Annotated in this window: 15 protein-coding genes; 10 read left to right on the forward strand and 5 right to left on the reverse strand. The window is 67.8% G+C overall.

Annotated elements, in window-relative coordinates:
• The first annotated feature begins 52 nt into the window (after nucleotides 1-52).
• From J3476_RS14240 to J3476_RS14265, 6 genes are all read left to right on the forward strand, one after another.
• Nucleotides 53-481 (forward strand): MmpS family protein, encoded by a 429-nt coding sequence (locus J3476_RS14240; RefSeq protein WP_207067085.1) that lies wholly within the window; start codon nucleotides 53-55, stop codon nucleotides 479-481.
• A complete protein-coding gene (locus J3476_RS14245; protein WP_207067086.1) occupies nucleotides 478-3,384 on the forward strand; it encodes an RND family transporter in 2,907 nt (968 codons plus the stop codon). Before J3476_RS14240 ends, J3476_RS14245 begins: the two co-directional genes overlap by 4 nt.
• Nucleotides 3,384-3,722: a DUF732 domain-containing protein gene (locus tag J3476_RS14250; RefSeq protein WP_207067087.1), complete on the forward strand. Its 339-nt coding sequence runs from the start codon at nucleotides 3,384-3,386 to the stop codon at nucleotides 3,720-3,722. The genes J3476_RS14245 and J3476_RS14250 overlap by 1 nt, the downstream gene beginning before the upstream one ends.
• A complete protein-coding gene (locus J3476_RS14255) occupies nucleotides 3,719-4,000 on the forward strand; it encodes a hypothetical protein (RefSeq protein ID WP_207067088.1) in 282 nt (93 codons plus the stop codon). Before J3476_RS14250 ends, J3476_RS14255 begins: the two co-directional genes overlap by 4 nt.
• 59 nt (nucleotides 4,001-4,059) lie before the next feature.
• Nucleotides 4,060-4,524 carry a DUF5078 domain-containing protein gene (locus J3476_RS14260; protein WP_152517258.1) on the forward strand — a complete coding sequence of 155 codons (465 nt, stop codon included), beginning with the start codon at nucleotides 4,060-4,062 and terminating at the stop codon, nucleotides 4,522-4,524.
• A 229-nt stretch (nucleotides 4,525-4,753) separates the two neighbouring features.
• Nucleotides 4,754-6,040: an MFS transporter gene (locus J3476_RS14265; protein WP_207067089.1), complete on the forward strand. Its 1,287-nt coding sequence runs from the start codon at nucleotides 4,754-4,756 to the stop codon at nucleotides 6,038-6,040.
• Between the two features lie 96 nt (nucleotides 6,041-6,136).
• On the opposite strand, the gene J3476_RS14270 is transcribed toward J3476_RS14265, so the two are convergent.
• Together J3476_RS14270 and J3476_RS14275 are read right to left on the reverse strand one after the other, a co-directional pair.
• Entirely contained in the window at nucleotides 6,137-7,339 is a 1,203-nt protein-coding gene (locus J3476_RS14270; protein WP_286183031.1) for an acyl-CoA dehydrogenase family protein, read from the reverse strand.
• A gap of 18 nt (nucleotides 7,340-7,357) precedes the next feature.
• Entirely contained in the window at nucleotides 7,358-8,470 is a 1,113-nt protein-coding gene (locus J3476_RS14275; RefSeq protein WP_207067090.1) for a hypothetical protein, read from the reverse strand.
• A 366-nt stretch (nucleotides 8,471-8,836) separates the two neighbouring features.
• On the opposite strand from J3476_RS14275, the gene eat reads away from it, so the two are divergent.
• Genes eat through eutC form a run of 3 tightly spaced genes read left to right on the forward strand, consistent with a single transcriptional unit; the run spans nucleotide 8,837 to nucleotide 12,455 of the window.
• On the forward strand, nucleotides 8,837-10,276 hold the full coding sequence (gene eat / locus J3476_RS14280) for an ethanolamine permease (RefSeq protein WP_207067091.1): 1,440 nt from the start codon (nucleotides 8,837-8,839) through the stop codon (nucleotides 10,274-10,276).
• On the forward strand, nucleotides 10,273-11,682 hold the full coding sequence (locus J3476_RS14285) for an ethanolamine ammonia-lyase subunit EutB (RefSeq protein WP_207067092.1): 1,410 nt from the start codon (nucleotides 10,273-10,275) through the stop codon (nucleotides 11,680-11,682). Before eat ends, J3476_RS14285 begins: the two co-directional genes overlap by 4 nt.
• Nucleotides 11,679-12,455 carry an ethanolamine ammonia-lyase subunit EutC gene (eutC, locus tag J3476_RS14290; protein WP_207067093.1) on the forward strand — a complete coding sequence of 259 codons (777 nt, stop codon included), beginning with the start codon at nucleotides 11,679-11,681 and terminating at the stop codon, nucleotides 12,453-12,455. Before J3476_RS14285 ends, eutC begins: the two co-directional genes overlap by 4 nt.
• Here the strand turns inward: eutC and J3476_RS14295 are convergent.
• Nucleotides 12,437-13,282 carry a helix-turn-helix transcriptional regulator gene (locus J3476_RS14295; RefSeq protein ID WP_207067094.1) on the reverse strand — a complete coding sequence of 282 codons (846 nt, stop codon included), beginning with the start codon at nucleotides 13,280-13,282 and terminating at the stop codon, nucleotides 12,437-12,439. The two genes, eutC and J3476_RS14295, sit on opposite strands and share 19 nt — an antisense overlap.
• A gap of 131 nt (nucleotides 13,283-13,413) precedes the next feature.
• On the opposite strand from J3476_RS14295, the gene J3476_RS14300 reads away from it, so the two are divergent.
• Entirely contained in the window at nucleotides 13,414-14,310 is an 897-nt protein-coding gene (locus J3476_RS14300) for an alpha/beta fold hydrolase (protein ID WP_207067095.1), read from the forward strand.
• Here the strand turns inward: J3476_RS14300 and J3476_RS14305 are convergent.
• Nucleotides 14,307-14,933 carry a sensor domain-containing protein gene (locus J3476_RS14305; RefSeq protein WP_286183033.1) on the reverse strand — a complete coding sequence of 209 codons (627 nt, stop codon included), beginning with the start codon at nucleotides 14,931-14,933 and terminating at the stop codon, nucleotides 14,307-14,309. The genes J3476_RS14300 and J3476_RS14305 overlap by 4 nt on opposite strands.
• A 38-nt stretch (nucleotides 14,934-14,971) precedes the next feature.
• Nucleotides 14,972-17,374, reverse strand: coding sequence for a Tex family protein (locus J3476_RS14310; protein ID WP_207067097.1), 2,403 nt, complete (start codon nucleotides 17,372-17,374; stop codon nucleotides 14,972-14,974).
• Nucleotides 17,375-17,400: the final 26 nt, after the last annotated feature.

A 17,400-nucleotide genomic window follows, 5' to 3' on the forward strand; every position in this document is an offset into this window, starting at 1 on the left:
GAGTCACGGGAACCAGGGGTCAGATGCGCGACAGAAGTCGGGGGCAGAGGGCGTGATCGCAGTCGCCAAAAAGGTGTGGCTTCCGCTGCTGATCATAGTGGTGGTGGTGATCGCCGGCTTGACGGTATCGCGCATCCGGACCTTCTTCGGCTCGGAGGGCATCATCGAGACGCCGGAGAACTTCGCCGACCTGCCCGAACCGTTCGACCCGAAGGTCGTGCGCTACGAGATCGCCGGCAACGGCTCCTACGCCGACATCAACTACCTCGACCTCGACGCCAAGCCGCAACGCGTCGACGGTGCCGCGCTGCCGTGGTCGCTGACGCTGGAGACCACCGAGCCCTCGGCCGCGCCCAACATCGTCGCGCAGGGTGACAGCAGTTCGATCACGTGCCGCATCATCGTCGACGACGAGGTGAAGGACGAGAGGACGAACACCGGCTTGAACGCTCAGACCTTCTGCTTTGTGAAGTCGGCATGAGCGCCCCCGTCAGCGACGCACCCACCGACGCGTTCCCACCCGCCCAACCGCAGAAGCGTCCGTTCATCCCGCGGATGATCCGCGCGTTCGCCGTGCCGATCCTGCTCGGGTGGATCGCGCTCATCGTCGTCGTCAACGTCACCGTTCCGCAGCTGGAGACGGTCGGCGAGATGCAGGCGGTGTCGATGAGCCCCGACGACGCGCCGTCGATGATCTCGATGAAGAAGGTCGGCGAGCTGTTCGAGGAGGGCGACTCCGACAGCTCGGTGATGATCGTCTTCGAAGGTCAGGAACCGCTCGGTGACGAGGCGCACGCCTGGTACGACGAACTGGTCCAGCGGCTGGAGGCCGACACCACGCACGTGCAGTCGGTGCAGGACTTCTGGAGTGACCCGCTCACCGCGTCAGGATCCCAGAGCACCGACGGCAAAGCCGCCTACGTGCAGGTCAAGCTCGCCGGCAATCAGGGCGAGGCGCTGGCCAACGAGTCGGTCAAGGCCGTGCAGGGCATCGTCAACAACCTGGATCCGCCGCCGGGCGTCACGGCCTATGTGACCGGACCCGCGGCGCTCGCGGCCGACCAGCACATCGCCGGTGACCGCAGCATGCGCACCATCGAGATGGCGACGTTCACCGTCATCATCGTGATGCTGCTGCTGGTGTATCGCTCGATCCTGACGGTCGTCATCACACTGTTCATGGTGGTGCTGTCGCTGACCACGGCCCGCGGCGTGGTCGCCTTCCTCGGCTATCACGAGGTGATCGGGCTCTCGACCTTCGCCACGAACCTGTTGGTGACACTCGCGATAGCGGCGGCAACCGACTACGCCATCTTCCTGATAGGCCGCTATCAGGAAGCCCGAAGTATGGGCGAGGACAAAGAAACCGCGTTCTACACGATGTTCCACGGCACCGCGCACGTGGTGCTGGGGTCGGGGTTGACGATCGCGGGCGCGACGTTCTGCCTGAGCTTCACGCGGTTGCCGTACTTCCAGACGCTGGGCGTGCCTCTGGCGATCGGCATGTTCGTGGTCATGCTCGCCGGCGTGGTCCTGATGGTGGCGATCATCAGCGTCGTCACCCGCTTCGGCAAGCTGTTGGAACCCAAGCGGGCCATGCGCATCCGGGGCTGGCGCAAGGTCGGTGCGGCGGTGGTGCGCTGGCCGGGACCGATCCTCGTGGCCACCATCGCGCTGGCTCTGGTCGGTCTGCTGGCCCTGCCCGGCTACAAGACCAACTACAACGACCGCGACTACCTGCCGCCCGACCTGCCCGCCAACGAGGGGTACGCCGCGGCCGACCGGCACTTCGACCCGGCCCGGATGAACCCCGAGCTGCTGATGATCGAAAGCGATCACGATCTCCGCAACTCGGCGGACTTCCTGGTCATCGACAAGATCGCCAAGGCCATCTTCAAGGTCGAGGGCATCGCCCGCGTGCAGGCGATCACCCGCCCCGACGGCAAACCGATCAAGCACACCTCGATCCCGTTCCAGATGAGCATGCAGGGCACCACCCAGCGGCTCAACGAGAAGTACATGCAGGACCGGATGGCCGACATGCTGGTGCAGGCCGACGAGATGAACGACACCATCGCCACGATGCAGAAGATGTCGAACCTGACCGGCCAGATGGCGGCGATCACCAACAACATGGTGCAGAAGATGGAAGGCATGTACGTCGACATCGCCGACCTGCGGGACAGCATCGCGAACTTCGACGACTTCTTCCGTCCCATCCGCAACTACTTCTACTGGGAACCGCACTGCTACAACATCCCGGTGTGTTGGGCCCTGCGGTCGGTGTTCGACACCCTCGACGGCATCAACATCATGACCGACGACTTCAAGGAAATCCTTCCGGAGATGCGCCGGCTCAACGAGCTGATGCCCCAGATGGTCGCGTTGATGCCCGAGATGATCGACACGATGAAGACCATGCGCACGATGATGCTGACGATGTATCAGTCTCAGAAGGGCATGCAGGACCAGATGGCGGCGATGTCCGAGGACGCCGACGCCATGGGCGAGGCGTTCGACGACTCGATGAACGACGACTCGTTCTATCTACCGCCGGAGATCTTCGAGAACGAGGACTTCCAGCGCGGCCTCGAGCAGTTCCTGTCTCCCGACGGGCACGCGGTGCGTTTCATCATCTCCCACGAGGGTGATCCGCTGAGTCCCGAAGGCGTGGCGAAGATCGACCACATCAAGACCGCGGCCAAAGAAGCGGTCAAGGGCACGCCGCTGGAAGGGTCCAAGATCTACCTCGGCGGCACCGCGGCGACCTTCAAGGACATGAAGGACGGCAACAACTACGACCTGATGATCGCCGGGATCGCCGCTCTGTCACTGATCTTCATCATCATGCTGATCCTGACCCGCGCGATCGTGGCGGCGGCGGTCATCGTGGGCACGGTGGCCATCTCGCTGGGCGCATCGTTCGGTCTGTCGATCCTGCTGTGGCAGCACATCCTCGGCATCGAGCTGCACTGGATGGTGTTCGCGATGGCGGTGATCGTGCTGCTGGGCGTCGGCGCCGACTACAACCTGCTGCTCGTCTCCCGGCTCAAAGAGGAGATCCACGCGGGTGTGGGTACCGGCATCATCCGGGCCATGGGTGGCAGTGGCTCGGTGGTAACCGCCGCCGGACTGGTGTTCGCACTTACCATGATGTCGATGGCGGTGAGTGAACTGACCGTCATCGCCCAGGTGGGTACGACGATCGGCCTGGGTCTGTTGTTCGACACCCTGGTGGTGCGGTCCTTCATGACCCCGTCGATCGCCGCCCTGCTCGGCCCGTGGTTCTGGTGGCCGCAACGGGTGCGAACCCGGCCCAAACCGTCGCCCTGGCCCAAAGCCGTTGAGCTGCAGACGAATCCGTCGGATGGAGTGAGACCTTGATGAAGCGGTTGATAATCGGTGCGGCCGCGGCCGCCGTCGGGCTGGGATCAGCTCTGGGCTTCGCCGCCCCGGCCGTCGCCGACCCCGACACGGCGTTCACCAACGAGCTGAACACCTACGGGATCTACGGCCAGAAGGACTACAACGCGTGGATCGGCAAGATCACGTGCAAGCGGATCGCCACCGGTGTCGACGCGAACGCGTTCGAGGCCGCGGATTTCGTGCACAACCAGTTGGAGAACGACTCCACCACCGAACAGGCGTGGCAATTCCTGGCAGCGGGTCTGCGCACCTACTGCCCGGACCGCCTGCCCATCCTGGATCAGGCCCGGCAATGAGTCGGTCCCGGCGTTTCTCGGCGCTGACCACCGCCGCCACCGTCGCCGCTCTGGCGGCGGGGATGATGGCGGGGGGCGGCGCACCGGCTGGGGCCCAGCCGCCGCCACCGGCCCCCGGTCAGGGTGAGCCGGTGCCGGCGTGGGCGCCGCCCAAACCCGCCGAGTTCTGGATCGGCGAGCCTGTCGTGTGGACCTCCGCGTGGGGCGGGCGCTGGGGGGTGTGGAAGAACGGCGGATTCCTGATCCTGTCGTCCAACCCCGTCACCGGAGGCGGCTGACCGATGACGCCGGCGCACACACGACCGGACCGACAGGCAACGACGAGGTAGGAGTGACGATGACAGGACCGAGAGGTCGCCTCGCGCGGATGGGGCTGGGGCTCGCGGGAGCCGCGATGGTGTTCTTCGGCGGAGCCGGACCGGCCATGGCCGATTCCACCGAGGACTATCCGATCCCACGCCGGATCATCCACACCACGTGCGACGTCGAGCAGTATCTGGCGGCGGTGCGCGACACCAGCCCGGTGTACTACGAGCGATACATGATCGACCGCAGCAACCGACCGCCAGACGTCCAGCAGATGGCCTTCGACCGCATCCACTGGTTCTTCTCGCTCGACCCGGTGGGTCGGCGCCAGTATTCGGAGAACACCGCGACGAACGTGTTCTACGAGCAGGTCGCGACGCGCTGGGGTAACTGGGCGAAGATCTTCTTCAACAACAAGGGTGTGGTCGCCCACGCCACCGACGTCTGCATGGAGTACCCGCGCGGCGACATGTCGGTCTGGAACTGGCCTGTCTGATCCTGGTTGAACGGTCGGCCCGGTTCGGCCCGACCGTGACACCACCGCCGCGCTCGACCCCGGGGCGTGGATCGCTGCGACCAGCGTGTGAAGCCCGGCGCCCGCCTGCGCCCCAGCGTGACCGCAAGCGCGCGCTCGCGCGGGAAGTTCGCGATTACCGAACGGTGCCGCCCACATGGTGACAATCTTTCTCTGATCTGTAACGCCATCCGGCGATCGAGGAGATTGCATGTCCGCACCGTCGCAGACTTCAGCGACCGATACCGGCACCCACAGGCCCCGTCGGGCGTGGGCGGCGGTGTCGGTGCTCGCCGTCGTCGGGACGCTCAACTACGCCGACCGCTTCCTGCCCGCGGTGCTCGCCGAACCCATCCGCCAGGATCTGGCGTTGTCGGACACCGCGATCGGAATCATCAACGGATTCGGCTTTCTCGCGGTCTACGCGCTCATCGGGATCCCGATCGCGAGGATTTCCGACCGCGGCGCCTACGGGCTGGTGATCTCCGGATGCCTGACCCTGTGGGGCGCCATGACGATGCTCGGCGGTGCCGTTCAGTCCGGTTTTCAACTCGCCCTCACCCGGGTCGGCGTCGCGATCGGGGAAGCGGGATCCACCCCCGCGGCGCACGCTTACGTGGCACGCAACTTCGTGCCCGAGCGTCGTGCGGCGCCGCTTGCGGTCATCACGTTGGCGATTCCGCTGGCCTCGGCGGCCAGCCTCATCGGCGGCGGACTGTTGGCCGAGGCGCTGGGCTGGCGCTGGGCCTTCGTCGCCATGGGAGCGCTCAGCGTCGCCTTCGTGCCCGTCGTGCTGGCCGTCGTCGGCCGGCGCCAGAACGTACCGGCCGAACACGTCGAAATGGTTGCTGTACAACAGCTTCCGGTGAGATGGTGGGACATTCTCCGCAAGCCGAGTTATCTCGCGATCGTCAGCGGTGCCGCGTGCATCTCCGTGGCAGGCTACGCCCTGACCACCTTCGCGCCGGCGTTTTTGATGCGCGCCCGCGGGATGACACTGGGTGACGTGGGCCTGCAGTACGGCATCGCCAGCGGCCTGACCGGAATCGTCGGGCTGATCGTTGTCAGCCGCATCGCCGACAAGCTGTCCGGCATCGACGGCCGCTGGCTGCTCTGGTTGGTCGCCGCCATGACCGCCGCGCTGATCCCGTTCTCGACACTCGGCTTCCTGGTGGACAGTTCCACGCTTTCGGTGTGCTTCATCGCGCTGAGTTACGTGGTCGGCACCGCCTACATGGCGCCGTCGATCGCGGCCATCCAGCGCCTCGTTTCAGCCGAGCAGCGCGCGACCGCGTCGGCGATCTTTCTGTTCTTCAGTGCGATCCTCGGGTCGGTCGGGCCGCTTCTGACCGGCCTGATCAGCGACGCGCTGCGGACAGACCATGGGGACATGTCGCTGGGCTGGGCGCTGCTGAGTGTCGTGCCGGTCATGCAGGTCGGCGCCATCGTGTGCTACCTGCTCGCCAGCAGGCGCTTCCTGCGCGAGATCGTCGCCTGATCGATCGCTCCGCGATCTGCGGCCGGATTGATCGCTCCGCGATCTGCGGCCGGATCGATCGCTCCGCGATCTGCGGCCGGATCGATCGCTCCGCGATCAGAGCCCGAACTGGTCCTCCACGATCCCCAGCCAGATCTGCGCCGCGTCGATCGCGACCTTCTCGCTGATGAACGCATGCTGGGTGCCGGTGTAGATGTCCCGGAAGGCCCGTTCGAGTCGGCTACCTTCCCGAATCGCGCTCGTGCCCGCCGCGAGATGCGCCCACTCGGCGCACTCGCGTGCGGTGTCGGTGGCAAACACCGCGGCCACGCGCATGTCGGCGCGCAGCGTCGGGGTCAGCTCTCCCCCAGCCGCCACCGCGGACTCGGCGGTGCCGAACGCATCGAGCACCAGCAACCGGGCAGCCCGCCAGGCAGCGACGTGATGGGCCAACCCCTTCTGAAATGTCGGCCGGGTGGCCAGCGCCGCCATATCGCTCATCCGGAACTTGGTCTCGGCCAACTCGGCGACGTCGTCGAGCATGCTCTTGGCCACGCCGAGCGCCCAGGCCGCGTGACCGGCGGCTGTCACCGGCATCATCCCCATCCTGGTGGCAGGCGAACTCCCCCGCGCAGGCTCACGGGTGAACAGCGCAAACGTGCGGCACTGCGGGACGAAGACATCGTCGATCGCGTAGTCGTAGGAGCCGGTGCCTTTCAACCCCTGCACATGCCAGCCGTCTTTGAACACCACCTGATCACGCGGGACGATCGCAACCTGCATATCGGGGATTCCCTCACCGGCCCAGCGCATCTCGCCGTCCACCATCGGCAGGAACCCGGCCGCGACGTACTCCGCGTGGCCGGTGCCCGAACCGAAACTCCAGGATCCGGTCAACCGGTAACCACCGTCGACGGCGACGCCCTGTCCGTTCGGGAAGAACTGGCCGCCCATCGTGACCCGGTTCGACCGGGCGCTGAACACCTCGGCGAACCCGTCCTCGGGCAGGTAGGTCGCGGCAGCGAACGCCGAGGGCAGATTGGCGATCCCGATCCACCCGAACGAGCCATCCTGCCAAGCCATCTCGATCCATGTCTCGATCATCTCGGCGAACGATGGTTCGACGCCGCCGGCGGCTCCGGGATTGAACGACGACATCAGACCCGACGACCACATGGCCTCGACGATGTCGGGCGTCAGCGTGCGGGCACGCTCAGAGTCGGCAGCCTGTGATCGGACTAGATCGCGCAGCCCGCGGGCCAGGTCGACAAGCCCGTCGGCACGGATGGGTTGCGAGAGGTTCTGCGTCGCCGCCGTCACGGCCTCGACGGTACTGCGTCAGGGCAGCGCAGTGAACAGGTTCGCCGAATCTGTCATCTCTGGTGCGGGTGCGCCTCCCGTGACGACGGTCGACGGCCCCGGAGCATGGGGTGACATCGACTCGGAGACGTGGGGGACGGCCGCCGGTTCGGCCATTGTGCCCACGGGGGCTGCCGGCACCGGGCCGGCAGCGTCGGGCTGTGTGACGGCCCGCGGTTCGGAGCCGCCCAGGGGCGGCACCGCATCCGGCTGCGGGCCGCCGTGGTGCGGCACCGCCCCCGGTTGCGGAGTGCCCAGCTGAGGCACCGCCTCCGGTTGCTGGCCGCCCAGATGCGGTACGACCTCTGGTGGTGTCTCGCTCAGCAGCGGCTGCCCCTCGGGCTCGGCGGCCGTCACAGCCGCCGGGGCCGGTGCCACCTGCGGAGCGGGAACGGTGGCCGCGGACTGTGCCGGTTGATAGCTGGACACCGGCTCGGGCCGGGCACTACGCGGGGATGGCACAGCGACCACTTTCCGGGCCGGAATGGTGACCGTGTTCGGCGGTGTCACCGGCACCGCAACCCAGCCCGGCTCGGCGGCGCTGGGCTGCTCGACCGCCGTCGCGGCGGGAGCGACGTCCGGACCACCGGCCGCTCCGAGAAAGAAGACACCGATTGCCACGGCTGCTGCGACACCGAGCGCCGAGGTGAGAAGCCGCCGCGCAGGACTCCGCCGGACCGGGTCGACGCCCACCGGGTCGGGGATCGTCTCGTCGTGGTCGGCGGCCGCCATCGCGGCACCGTAGGCCAGCGCGATGTCGACCGGCAGGTCGGCGTCCTCGGGGTCGACGAGCACCGCCAGCGCCCGCGACTGCGGCACCGCCTCGACGGGCGACAGAGCCAGGCTGCGAAGTCGACTCTGCAGTCGCAACCCGTCGTGTCCGGCGTCGTCACTCCACGTGATGCGGACACGGTCGATCTCGTGACCGGCGGTGGCGGCGATGGCATGGGCACCCAACACCGCCGCGCCTGCAATCTCCGCGCCGGCGGTGACCTCCAGGACATCGTGGTCGAGCAGTCCACCGGCGTCGACGTCCACCAACACCCAACCCACCATGTCGGCGGTCAGAGACAGTCCCATCACCGTGCCCACGGTGATCCCCTTCCGACGACGGATTCGGTGTGTGCGGTGTATCGCGGTGCTCCGACGTGCTGTTACATGCGCCTCACGGCTGGACAAGGTGAGACCCAGCCCATAAGCTCCTTCTAAAGGTCGACTGGCCGACCTTTGAGTTCTGTCCGGTGCTCGACGAATCGGCAGGAGCGTAACGCTGACACGCGCTTTGTGCGCGCCGACGGCGCGACGATGCGGTCGCGCCGCCGTCGGTGATGGCCTGCGCGTGAATTGTGTCTCGTTATTGCATTGTGTCCCAACTGGTTTCGGTGAAAATCTGCAACGGTGGTGCAACCGGGTGGAGCATAGTGTGCTAGTTCACACCTACGAACGGAGTCTCATGCCATGAGTAGCGACAGTCACCCCCACCACCCGCGACGTGGCGTGGAAGAGCACAACGAGTCGGATGACTACCTGCAGAAGCGCCAGCTGAAGACGGGAACCGCTGGGTGGCTGCTGCTGGCCAGCCTCGGCGTCGGCTATGTCATCTCGGGCGACTACTCCGGCTGGAACTTCGGACTGGGCCAGGGCGGGTTCGGCGGTTTGGCCATCGCCGCCGTCATCATCGCCGGCATGTACCTCGCCCTGGTTCTCGGCATGGCTGAGATGTCCTCGGCCCTGCCCGCGGCCGGTGGCGGCTACACGTTCGCACGGCGTGCGCTGGGTCCCTGGGGCGGCTTCGCCACGGGCACCGCGATCCTCATCGAATACGCCATCGCGCCGGCGGCCATCGCCACCTTCATCGGTGCCTACGTCGAATCGCTGAACCTGTTCGGCATCCAGGACGGCTGGTGGGTCTACCTGGCCGCCTACGCTATCTTCATCGGCATCCATCTCTCCGGAGTCGGCGAAGCGCTCAAGGTGATGTTCGTGATCACCGGTATCGCCCTGCTCGGTCTGGTGATCTTCGCGATCTCGGCGATAGGGCAGTTCGACGCGGCGAATCTGACCGACATCGCCGTGACTGACGCGGCGGGCGCCTCGGAGTGGCTGCCGTTCGGCTATCTGGGTATCTGGGCGGCGATCCCGTTCGCGATCTGGTTCTTCCTGGCGATCGAAGGTGTCCCGCTGGCTGCCGAGGAAGCCGCCAACCCGGCCCGCAACGTTCCCCGCGGCATCATCGCCGGCATCGCGGTGCTGCTCGTAACGTGCCTGACGGTGCTGGTGCTCACGCCCGGAGCCGGTGGCGCCGCGGCGATGTCGGAGTCGGGTAACCCGTTGGTCGAGGCCCTCGGCGACGGCACGATGGCCAAGGTCGTCAACTACATCGGCCTGGCCGGTCTGATCGCCAGCTTCTTCTCCATCATCTACGCCTACTCGCGCCAGCTCTTCGCGTTGTCCCGGGCCGGCTACCTGCCGACCGCCCTGTCGGTGACGAACTCGCGCAAGGCGCCCACGTTGGCCCTCGTGGTGCCCGGCGTCATCGGGTTCGCGCTGTCACTGACCGGCCAGGGTGCGTTGTTGCTCAACATGGCTGTCTTCGGCGCAGCGCTGAGCTACGTGCTGATGATGGTCAGCCACATCGTGTTGCGGGTCCGGGCTCCCGAGATGGAGCGGCCGTACCGCACCCCCGGTGGCTTGGTCACCACCGGCTTCGCGCTCGTCATCGCGGTACTCGCGGTCATCGCCACCTTCCTGGTCGACAGCGTCGCCGCGCTGGGTTGCCTGATCGTATTCGCGTTGTTCATGGCCTATTTCGGGCTCTACAGCCGGCACCACCTGGTGGCGAACTCCCCCGACGAGGAATTCGCCGCTCTGGCCGCAGCCGAGGAAGAGCTGAATTGACCTATCGCCAGCAGATTTCCGGACACACCTACCAGTTCGACGGTCTGGTCGACGTTCTGGCCAAGGCGACTCCGCTGCGCTCCGGTGACGAACTCGCCGGATGCGCGGCGGAGTCCGACGCCGAACGTGCCGCCGCGGCCTGGGTGCTCGCCGATCTGCCGCTGTCGACGTTTCTCGACGAAGCCGTCGTCCCCTACGAAACCGACGACGTCACCCGACTGATCATCGACAGCCACGATCGGCAGGTCTTCTCGCAGATCTCCCATCTGACGGTCGGAGGCTTCCGAGACTGGTTGCTCGACGCGGCGAGCCAGGACGACAGCGCCGAGCGCATCGCCGCGGTGGCTGCGGGACTGACACCAGAGATGGTCGCGGCGGTGTCGAAGATCATGCGCAACCAGGATCTGATCGCCGTAGCGGCCGCGTGCACCGTCAGTGCGGCGTTTCGGACCTCGATCGGGGTGCCTGGCACGTTGGCGACCCGTCTGCAGCCCAACCACCCGACAGACAACCCGCGCGGCATCGCCGCGGCCACCCTCGATGGGCTGCTGATGGGCTGCGGCGACGCGGTCATCGGCATCAACCCCGCGACCGACTCACCGCAACACACCTCGGATCTGCTGCATCTGCTCGACGAGATCAGGCAGCGTTTCGAGATCCCGATGCAGTCGTGCGTGCTGTCCCACGTCACGACGACCATGGAGTTGATCGACCGCGGTGCGCCGGTCGATCTGGTGTTCCAGTCCATCGCCGGGACACAGGGCGCCAACACCAGTTTCGGCATCACGCTGGCCATGCTCACCGAGGCCAACGAGGCGGGCCGCAGCCTGGGCCGGGGCACGATCGGCGACAACGTGATGTATCTGGAGACCGGGCAGGGTTCGGCATTGTCGGCCGGCGCGCACCTGGGTACCGGAGGCCGTCCGGTGGATCAACAGACGTTGGAGACCAGAGCCTACGCAGTGGCGCGCGCGCTGGATCCGCTGCTGGTCAACACCGTTGTCGGATTCATCGGGCCGGAATACCTCTACGACGGCAAGCAGATCGTCCGGGCCGGGCTCGAAGATCACTTCTGCGGGAAGCTGCTGGGTCTGCCGATGGGGGTGGACGTCTGCTACACCAACCACGCCGAGGCCGACCAGGACGACATGGACACGCTGCTCACGCTGCTCGGCGTCGCGGGGGCGGCATTCGTGATCACCGTGCCGGGCGCCGACGACGTCATGCTCGGCTATCAGAGCCTGGCGTTTCACGATGCGCTGTACGTGCGCAAGGCTCTGGGACTGCGGCCGGCGCCGGAGTTCGAAGCGTGGCTGGCCCGGTTGGGTATGGCCGACGGTGAGGGCCGGGTGCTGCCCGTCGACCCCGCCGGCTCCCCCCTGCTCGGATTGGCGTCGGGTCAGTGAACGACGCGGACCACCGACCCGCAGACGATGTCTGGGCACCGTTGCGGCGCACCACACAGGCGCGTATCGGACTGGGCCGGGCGGGCAATGCGCTGCCGTCGCGGCGGGTGCTGGAGTTCAAAGCCGCGCATTCCGCGGCCCGGGACGCCGTGCATGTCCCGCTGGACGCCGATCAGTTCGCCGAGCAGGTCGAGGCGGTCGGGCTCGGGGCGCCGGTGCTGGTCAGCAGCCGCGCGGAGTCCCGCAGCGAGTACCTGCGCAGGCCCGACCTCGGCCGCACCCCGGCCGACGTGAGCGCGCTTCCGTCCACCGGCGCCGACGTCGGCATCGTGCTGGCCGACGGGTTGTCGCCGCGCGCACTGGTCGATCACGGTGTCGGGCTGCTGAGTGCGTTGGTGGACGAATTCGCCGGCCGTTACCGGCTGGCGCCACCGGTGATCGCGACGCAGGCGCGGGTGGCACTCGGTGACCACATCGGCGCGGCGCTGGACGTCGCCACGCTCGTGATGGTGATCGGTGAGCGGCCGGGGCTGTCGGTCGCCGACAGCCTGGGGATCTACCTGACCCACCTGCCGCGGCCGGGCCGCACCGACGCCGACCGCAATTGCATCTCCAACATCCACCCGCCGGACGGGCTGGGATATCACCGCGCTGCCCGCACCACCGCCGCGCTGATCTCCGGAGCCCGTCAACTCGGACGCTCGGGGGTCGCGCTCAAGGACACCTCACCGGCACTGCTCGGTGACGACGGAGGTCAGCCCGCGCTGGGCTGATCGCGCGCCAACTCGGCGCACCCCGCTGCGGTGACCCCGTCGACGGGAAACCACTGCTCGATGCGGATGTCTTCGACGCTCACCTCCAGCGGCGCCTGCAGAACGCTGACCAGCAGCAGAAATGACCACGTCGCCGCGCCGACCCTGAGCTTCAACTCCACGGTCGCAGCGGACGGCGTCGTGGGATCGGGGCGCCGCCAGTCCTGATCCAGGCCGGGCGATGCTTCGACGTGGTCGAGGAGTTCGCGTAACGACCCGTTGTCGGGGTCGGCCAGCATCTCCCGCTGCAGCCGCCACATCAGTTCGCGCGCCACCGTCGCGTGGTTGACGATGACGCGTCCGCCGATGCCGGGATCGAGCGTGAGCAGGGCCAGATTCGCCTCGCCGAGATGTCCGGGTGCCAGCTCCGGCAGCGCGGCACCGAGCACCGCTCGGCCGCCCTCGTTGGCGTCCAGCACCCGGTAGCTGCGGTCCATCACGAACAGCGGAAACGGCTCGTGGTGCTTTTTCATCAGCTCCAGTGCCGAGGACACCTCTGGCGGGAAGCCCTCGGCGGGCTCGGCGTATCGCGGTGGGTGGCCGGCCGCGCGCAGCATCGCATTGGCTTGCCGCAGAGGTACATCCAGCGCAGCTGCCAGCCGCAGAACCATCTCGACGCTCGGTGACGACCGGCCGGTTTCGAGGAAGCTCAGGTGACGGGTGGACACGTCGGCCGCCAGCGCGAGGTCGAGCTGGCTCATCCCTCGGCGCCTGCGCCAGTGCCGCAGCAAGGTCGAATACAGCCCGCGGCGATCGTCGGCGTATCTCTGCGCCCCGTGTCGGTGCACGACAGCGACAGTAATCCAGCCTGGAACGCCGCAGTCGTTACCTCGTCAGGTCATTGCGGCGCCCCGGTGAGGAATCCAAGCTTTACCGAGATCGGCGGGCAGCGGATCTTCCCGCGAAGGAGGGCATTGCGATGTCGACGTTGACCCGGGCGGAGGCCGCCGACCTGTTCCGCCGGCCCGCCGACCGCCACATCTGCGTGGGCAACGGGCAGGTCGCGGTGCGCAGTGTGGGCACCGGCCCCGATGTGCTGTTCGTCCACGGCTGGCCGGTGTCGGGCGCAACGTTCCGCGGTCTGCTGCCCCACCTGAGCCCCCACCTCCGTTGCCATGTCGTCGATCTGGTCGGGGCGGGTGACAGCCGGTTCGGCCCGGACTCCCGCTTCGGCATCGGTGATCACGCCGCGGCGGTTCGGCAGGTGGTGGACGCCATGAACTTCGGCGATGTGGCGGTGGTCGGCCATGACAGCGGAGGGCTCATCGCCCGTCACGCCCTCGCCGGTGATCCCCGGGTCCGTTCCTGGGGCCTGATCGACACCGAGCAGCCGCAGGGCCCGAGTCTTCGCTTCCGTTCGTTTCTGGCCATCCGTGTGGTGCCCCGCTTCGAGAACCTGCTGGCCTACCTCGTCAACAAACCGCGGATTCGCCGCAACAAGCTCGTCCTGGGTGACTGCTTCACCGATCGTGATCTGCTCGACGGTGAGTTCGCCGAGTTCTTCCTCCGCCCTCTGCGTCACGACGCGGCTCGCCGTCGAGCGGCCGGGGATTTCGGCCGGCAGTTCGACCTCGGCGCCTTCGGCGCGCTGACCGAGTTGCACCACCGGATCGCCGTGCCTGTCCACCTGGCGCACGGTGAGCGGGATGCGTTCTTTCCGCTGTCGTGGACCCGTCAGATGGTCACCACTTTTTCCGGACCGGTGCAGCTCGACGTGATCGCGCGAGGAAAACTCTTCGCGCACGAGGAGTTTCCGCGTGAGTGCGCTGAGGCGTTGTTGCCGACCCTCCTCGCGAATCGGCGTGCTGCCCGTTAGGCGGCGGTGTTCGCCAACGCCTCGATGCGGGCCAGCGCCTCCTCGGCGAGATCGGCGGCACCGGGGTTCCCCGACTCTCCGCATGCGGTGATCTCCACGGCGGCGTTGTGTGCCGCGACGAAGGTGTTGTCGCAATTCCAGTCGACCGCACGCAGCTGCCAGAGCACACTGTTCTGCGGCTGGGGCGCGCTCCCCGGAGCGACGTCGAACAGATAGGTGCGGTCTTTCATCGTGGTGACGGTCAGTGTCTGGTCGCGGCACTCGTCAGCCGTGCGGCGCACCAGGTCCAGCGCCGCTGCCGGATCGAAGTCGTAGCGGTAGACCGCGACCATCTCCTCGATGTAGATCGATCCGTCCGGGGTCGTCCAGTGTCCGCCGTCGGTGGCCAGCGGCCGGTGCGCCTGGATGAAGGGCGGGTCGACTTCACGGGCCAGCCCCGCGCAGCGCTGTGGTTCGACGACCGCGAACAGATTGCCTTCCTCGCCGCGGACGTCGGGGCTCAACAGGTCGGCGACCTGGGTGGTGAGGATCGGCGCCGCGACCGAACCCGCGGTCGCGGTGGCGTCGTCGACGTGGCGGGTGCACGCCGCCACCAGGACCACGCTGCCCGCCGCAGCGAGCACACCTGCACGTGCGCGCGCTCGTCGGCGGGCTGACATGCTCACCGCCCGAAACCGGCGTCCCGCAACGCCTGGGCCATCGAGCCGCCCGCGGCGCGGTCGCGCCGCGGGGCGTTGTCCCCGCGTGGCCGGTTGCGCTGCTGAGCGGCGCGACGCTGGTCACCGCGTACAGGCCGGGTCGCGTCGGTGCGTCGATCGGCACCTTGTGCCCGAACATCGTCGTTCAACCGCAGGCTCAGCCCGATGCGCTGGCGTTCGACGTCGACATCGACCACCTTGACGCGCACCACCTGCCCGGATCGCACCACCTCGTGCGGATCGGAGACGAAACGGTCGGCCATCGCCGAGACGTGCACCAGACCGTCCTGGTGCACACCCACGTCGACGAACGCCCCGAACGCGGCCACATTCGTGACCACCCCTTCGAGCACCATGCCGACCTTCAGATCGGCGACCTTCTCCACCCCGGCCGCGAAGCTGGCGGTGACGAACGCCGGCCGCGGATCACGACCGGGCTTTTCCAATTCGGCGAGGATGTCGGTGATCGTGGGGATACCGAACCGGTCGTCGGCGAAGTCGGCGGGTCGGATGGCGCGCAACGCCCGTTGGTCGCCGATGATCTCGGCCAGACCGACCCCGGCCCGGTCCAGGATTCTGCGGACGACGGGATACGCCTCGGGATGCACGCCGGAACCATCCAGCGGGTCCTCCCCGTCACGGATCCGCAGGAAGCCGGCGCATTGTTCGAATGCCTTGGGGCCCAGGCGCGGAACGTCGAGCAGCTGGCGCCGGCTGGCGAACCGGCCGGCTTGGTCGCGGTGCGCGACGATCGCCTCGGCCAGCGTCTCGGTGATACCGGATACCCGCGCCAGCAGCGGTGCCGAGGCGGTGTTGAGGTCGACGCCCACGGCGTTGACCGCGTCTTCGACGACCGCGCCCAGGCTGCGGCTCAGCAGGGCGGGGGTGACGTCGTGCTGGTACTGGCCGACGCCGATCGACTTCGGCTCGATCTTGACCAGTTCGGCCAGCGGATCCTGCAGGCGGCGCGCGATCGACACCGCACCGCGCAGTGTGACGTCGAGGCCGGGCAGTTCGTGTGCGGCGTATGCCGAAGCGGAGTACACCGACGCGCCCGCCTCGCTGACCATGGCCTTGGCCGGGACGGCGGCGCCCGCCGACCGGATCTCGGAGATCAATTCGGTTGCCAGCAGGTCGGTCTCGCGCGACGCCGTGCCGTTGCCCACCGCGATCAGTTCGACACCGTGACGGGCGACCAAAGCGGCCAGCGTGGCTTTCGCGGTGTCCCATTGCTTCTGTGGCTGGTGCGGGTAGATCGCGCAGGTGTCGAGGACCTTGCCGGTGCCGTCGACGACGGCCACCTTGACCCCGGTGCGGAACCCGGGATCGAGTCCCAGTGTCGTGCGATTACCGGCAGGCGCGGCGAGCAGCAGATCCTTGAGGTTCTTGGCGAACACCGACACGGCGTCCTCTTCGGCGCCGCGACGAAGCCGCACTCGCGCGTCCACCGACGCCGACACCGACAGCCGGGTGCGCCACGCGAAGCCGACGGTGTTGCTGAGCCACGGGGTTGCCGCTCCCGGAGCGGCGCGGTCGATGCCGAGCGCCGCGGCGATCATCGCCTGGTAGACCTCGTCGGCGCCGGCGTCTGGGTCGTCGGGCACGCCGCCGTGGAGGGTCAGCGTGAGGGCCTGCTCCTTCTCGCCCCGCAGCACGGCGAGCACCCGGTGGCCGGGCATACTGGTCAGCGGCTCGGAGTAGTCGAAATAGTCCCGGAACTTCTGCGCCGCAGCGGTCTTCTCCGCCGTCTCCGACGCGGCCCGGGTGCGCACCCAGCCGTTGTCCCAGAACCGTTCGCGCAAGGCGCCCACGAGCCGGGCGTCCTCGGCGGCGCGCTCGACGATGATGTGGCGGGCACCGTCGAGTGCCGCGGCGGTGTCGGCGACGGCGGTGCCGATGAAGTCGGCGGCGGCGGTCTCGGGTACCAGGGTGGGGTCGGCGAGCAGCCGGTCGGCCAACGGCTCGAGGCCCGCTTCGCGAGCGATCTGGGCCTTGGTGCGCCGTTTGGGCTTGAAGGGCAGATAGATGTCCTCGACTCGGGCCTTGGTGTCGGCAGACATCAGCGCCGCGGTGAGTTCGGCGGTCAGCTTGCCCTGCTCATCGATCGAGGCGAGCACCGCGTTGCGGCGGTCGTCGAGCTCGCGCAGATAGCCCAGACGCTCGTCGAGCTGACGCAGCTGGGCGTCGTCGAGGCTGCCGGTGGCCTCTTTGCGGTACCGGGCGATGAACGGCACCGTCGAGCCCTCGTCGAGCAGCCGGATGGCGGCGGCGACCTGGTTCTCACCCACCGCCAGCTCGGCGGCGAGCCGGGTGCTCAGCGAGGGCAGGGCGGTCGATCGACTCTTCTCGGTGGCGCTCGAATTCACGCGCAGGACCCTACCGAATCAGCCCG

Source organism: Mycobacterium sp. PO1 (assembly GCF_017312405.1).
Classification (GTDB): Bacteria; Actinomycetota; Actinomycetes; order Mycobacteriales; family Mycobacteriaceae; genus Mycobacterium.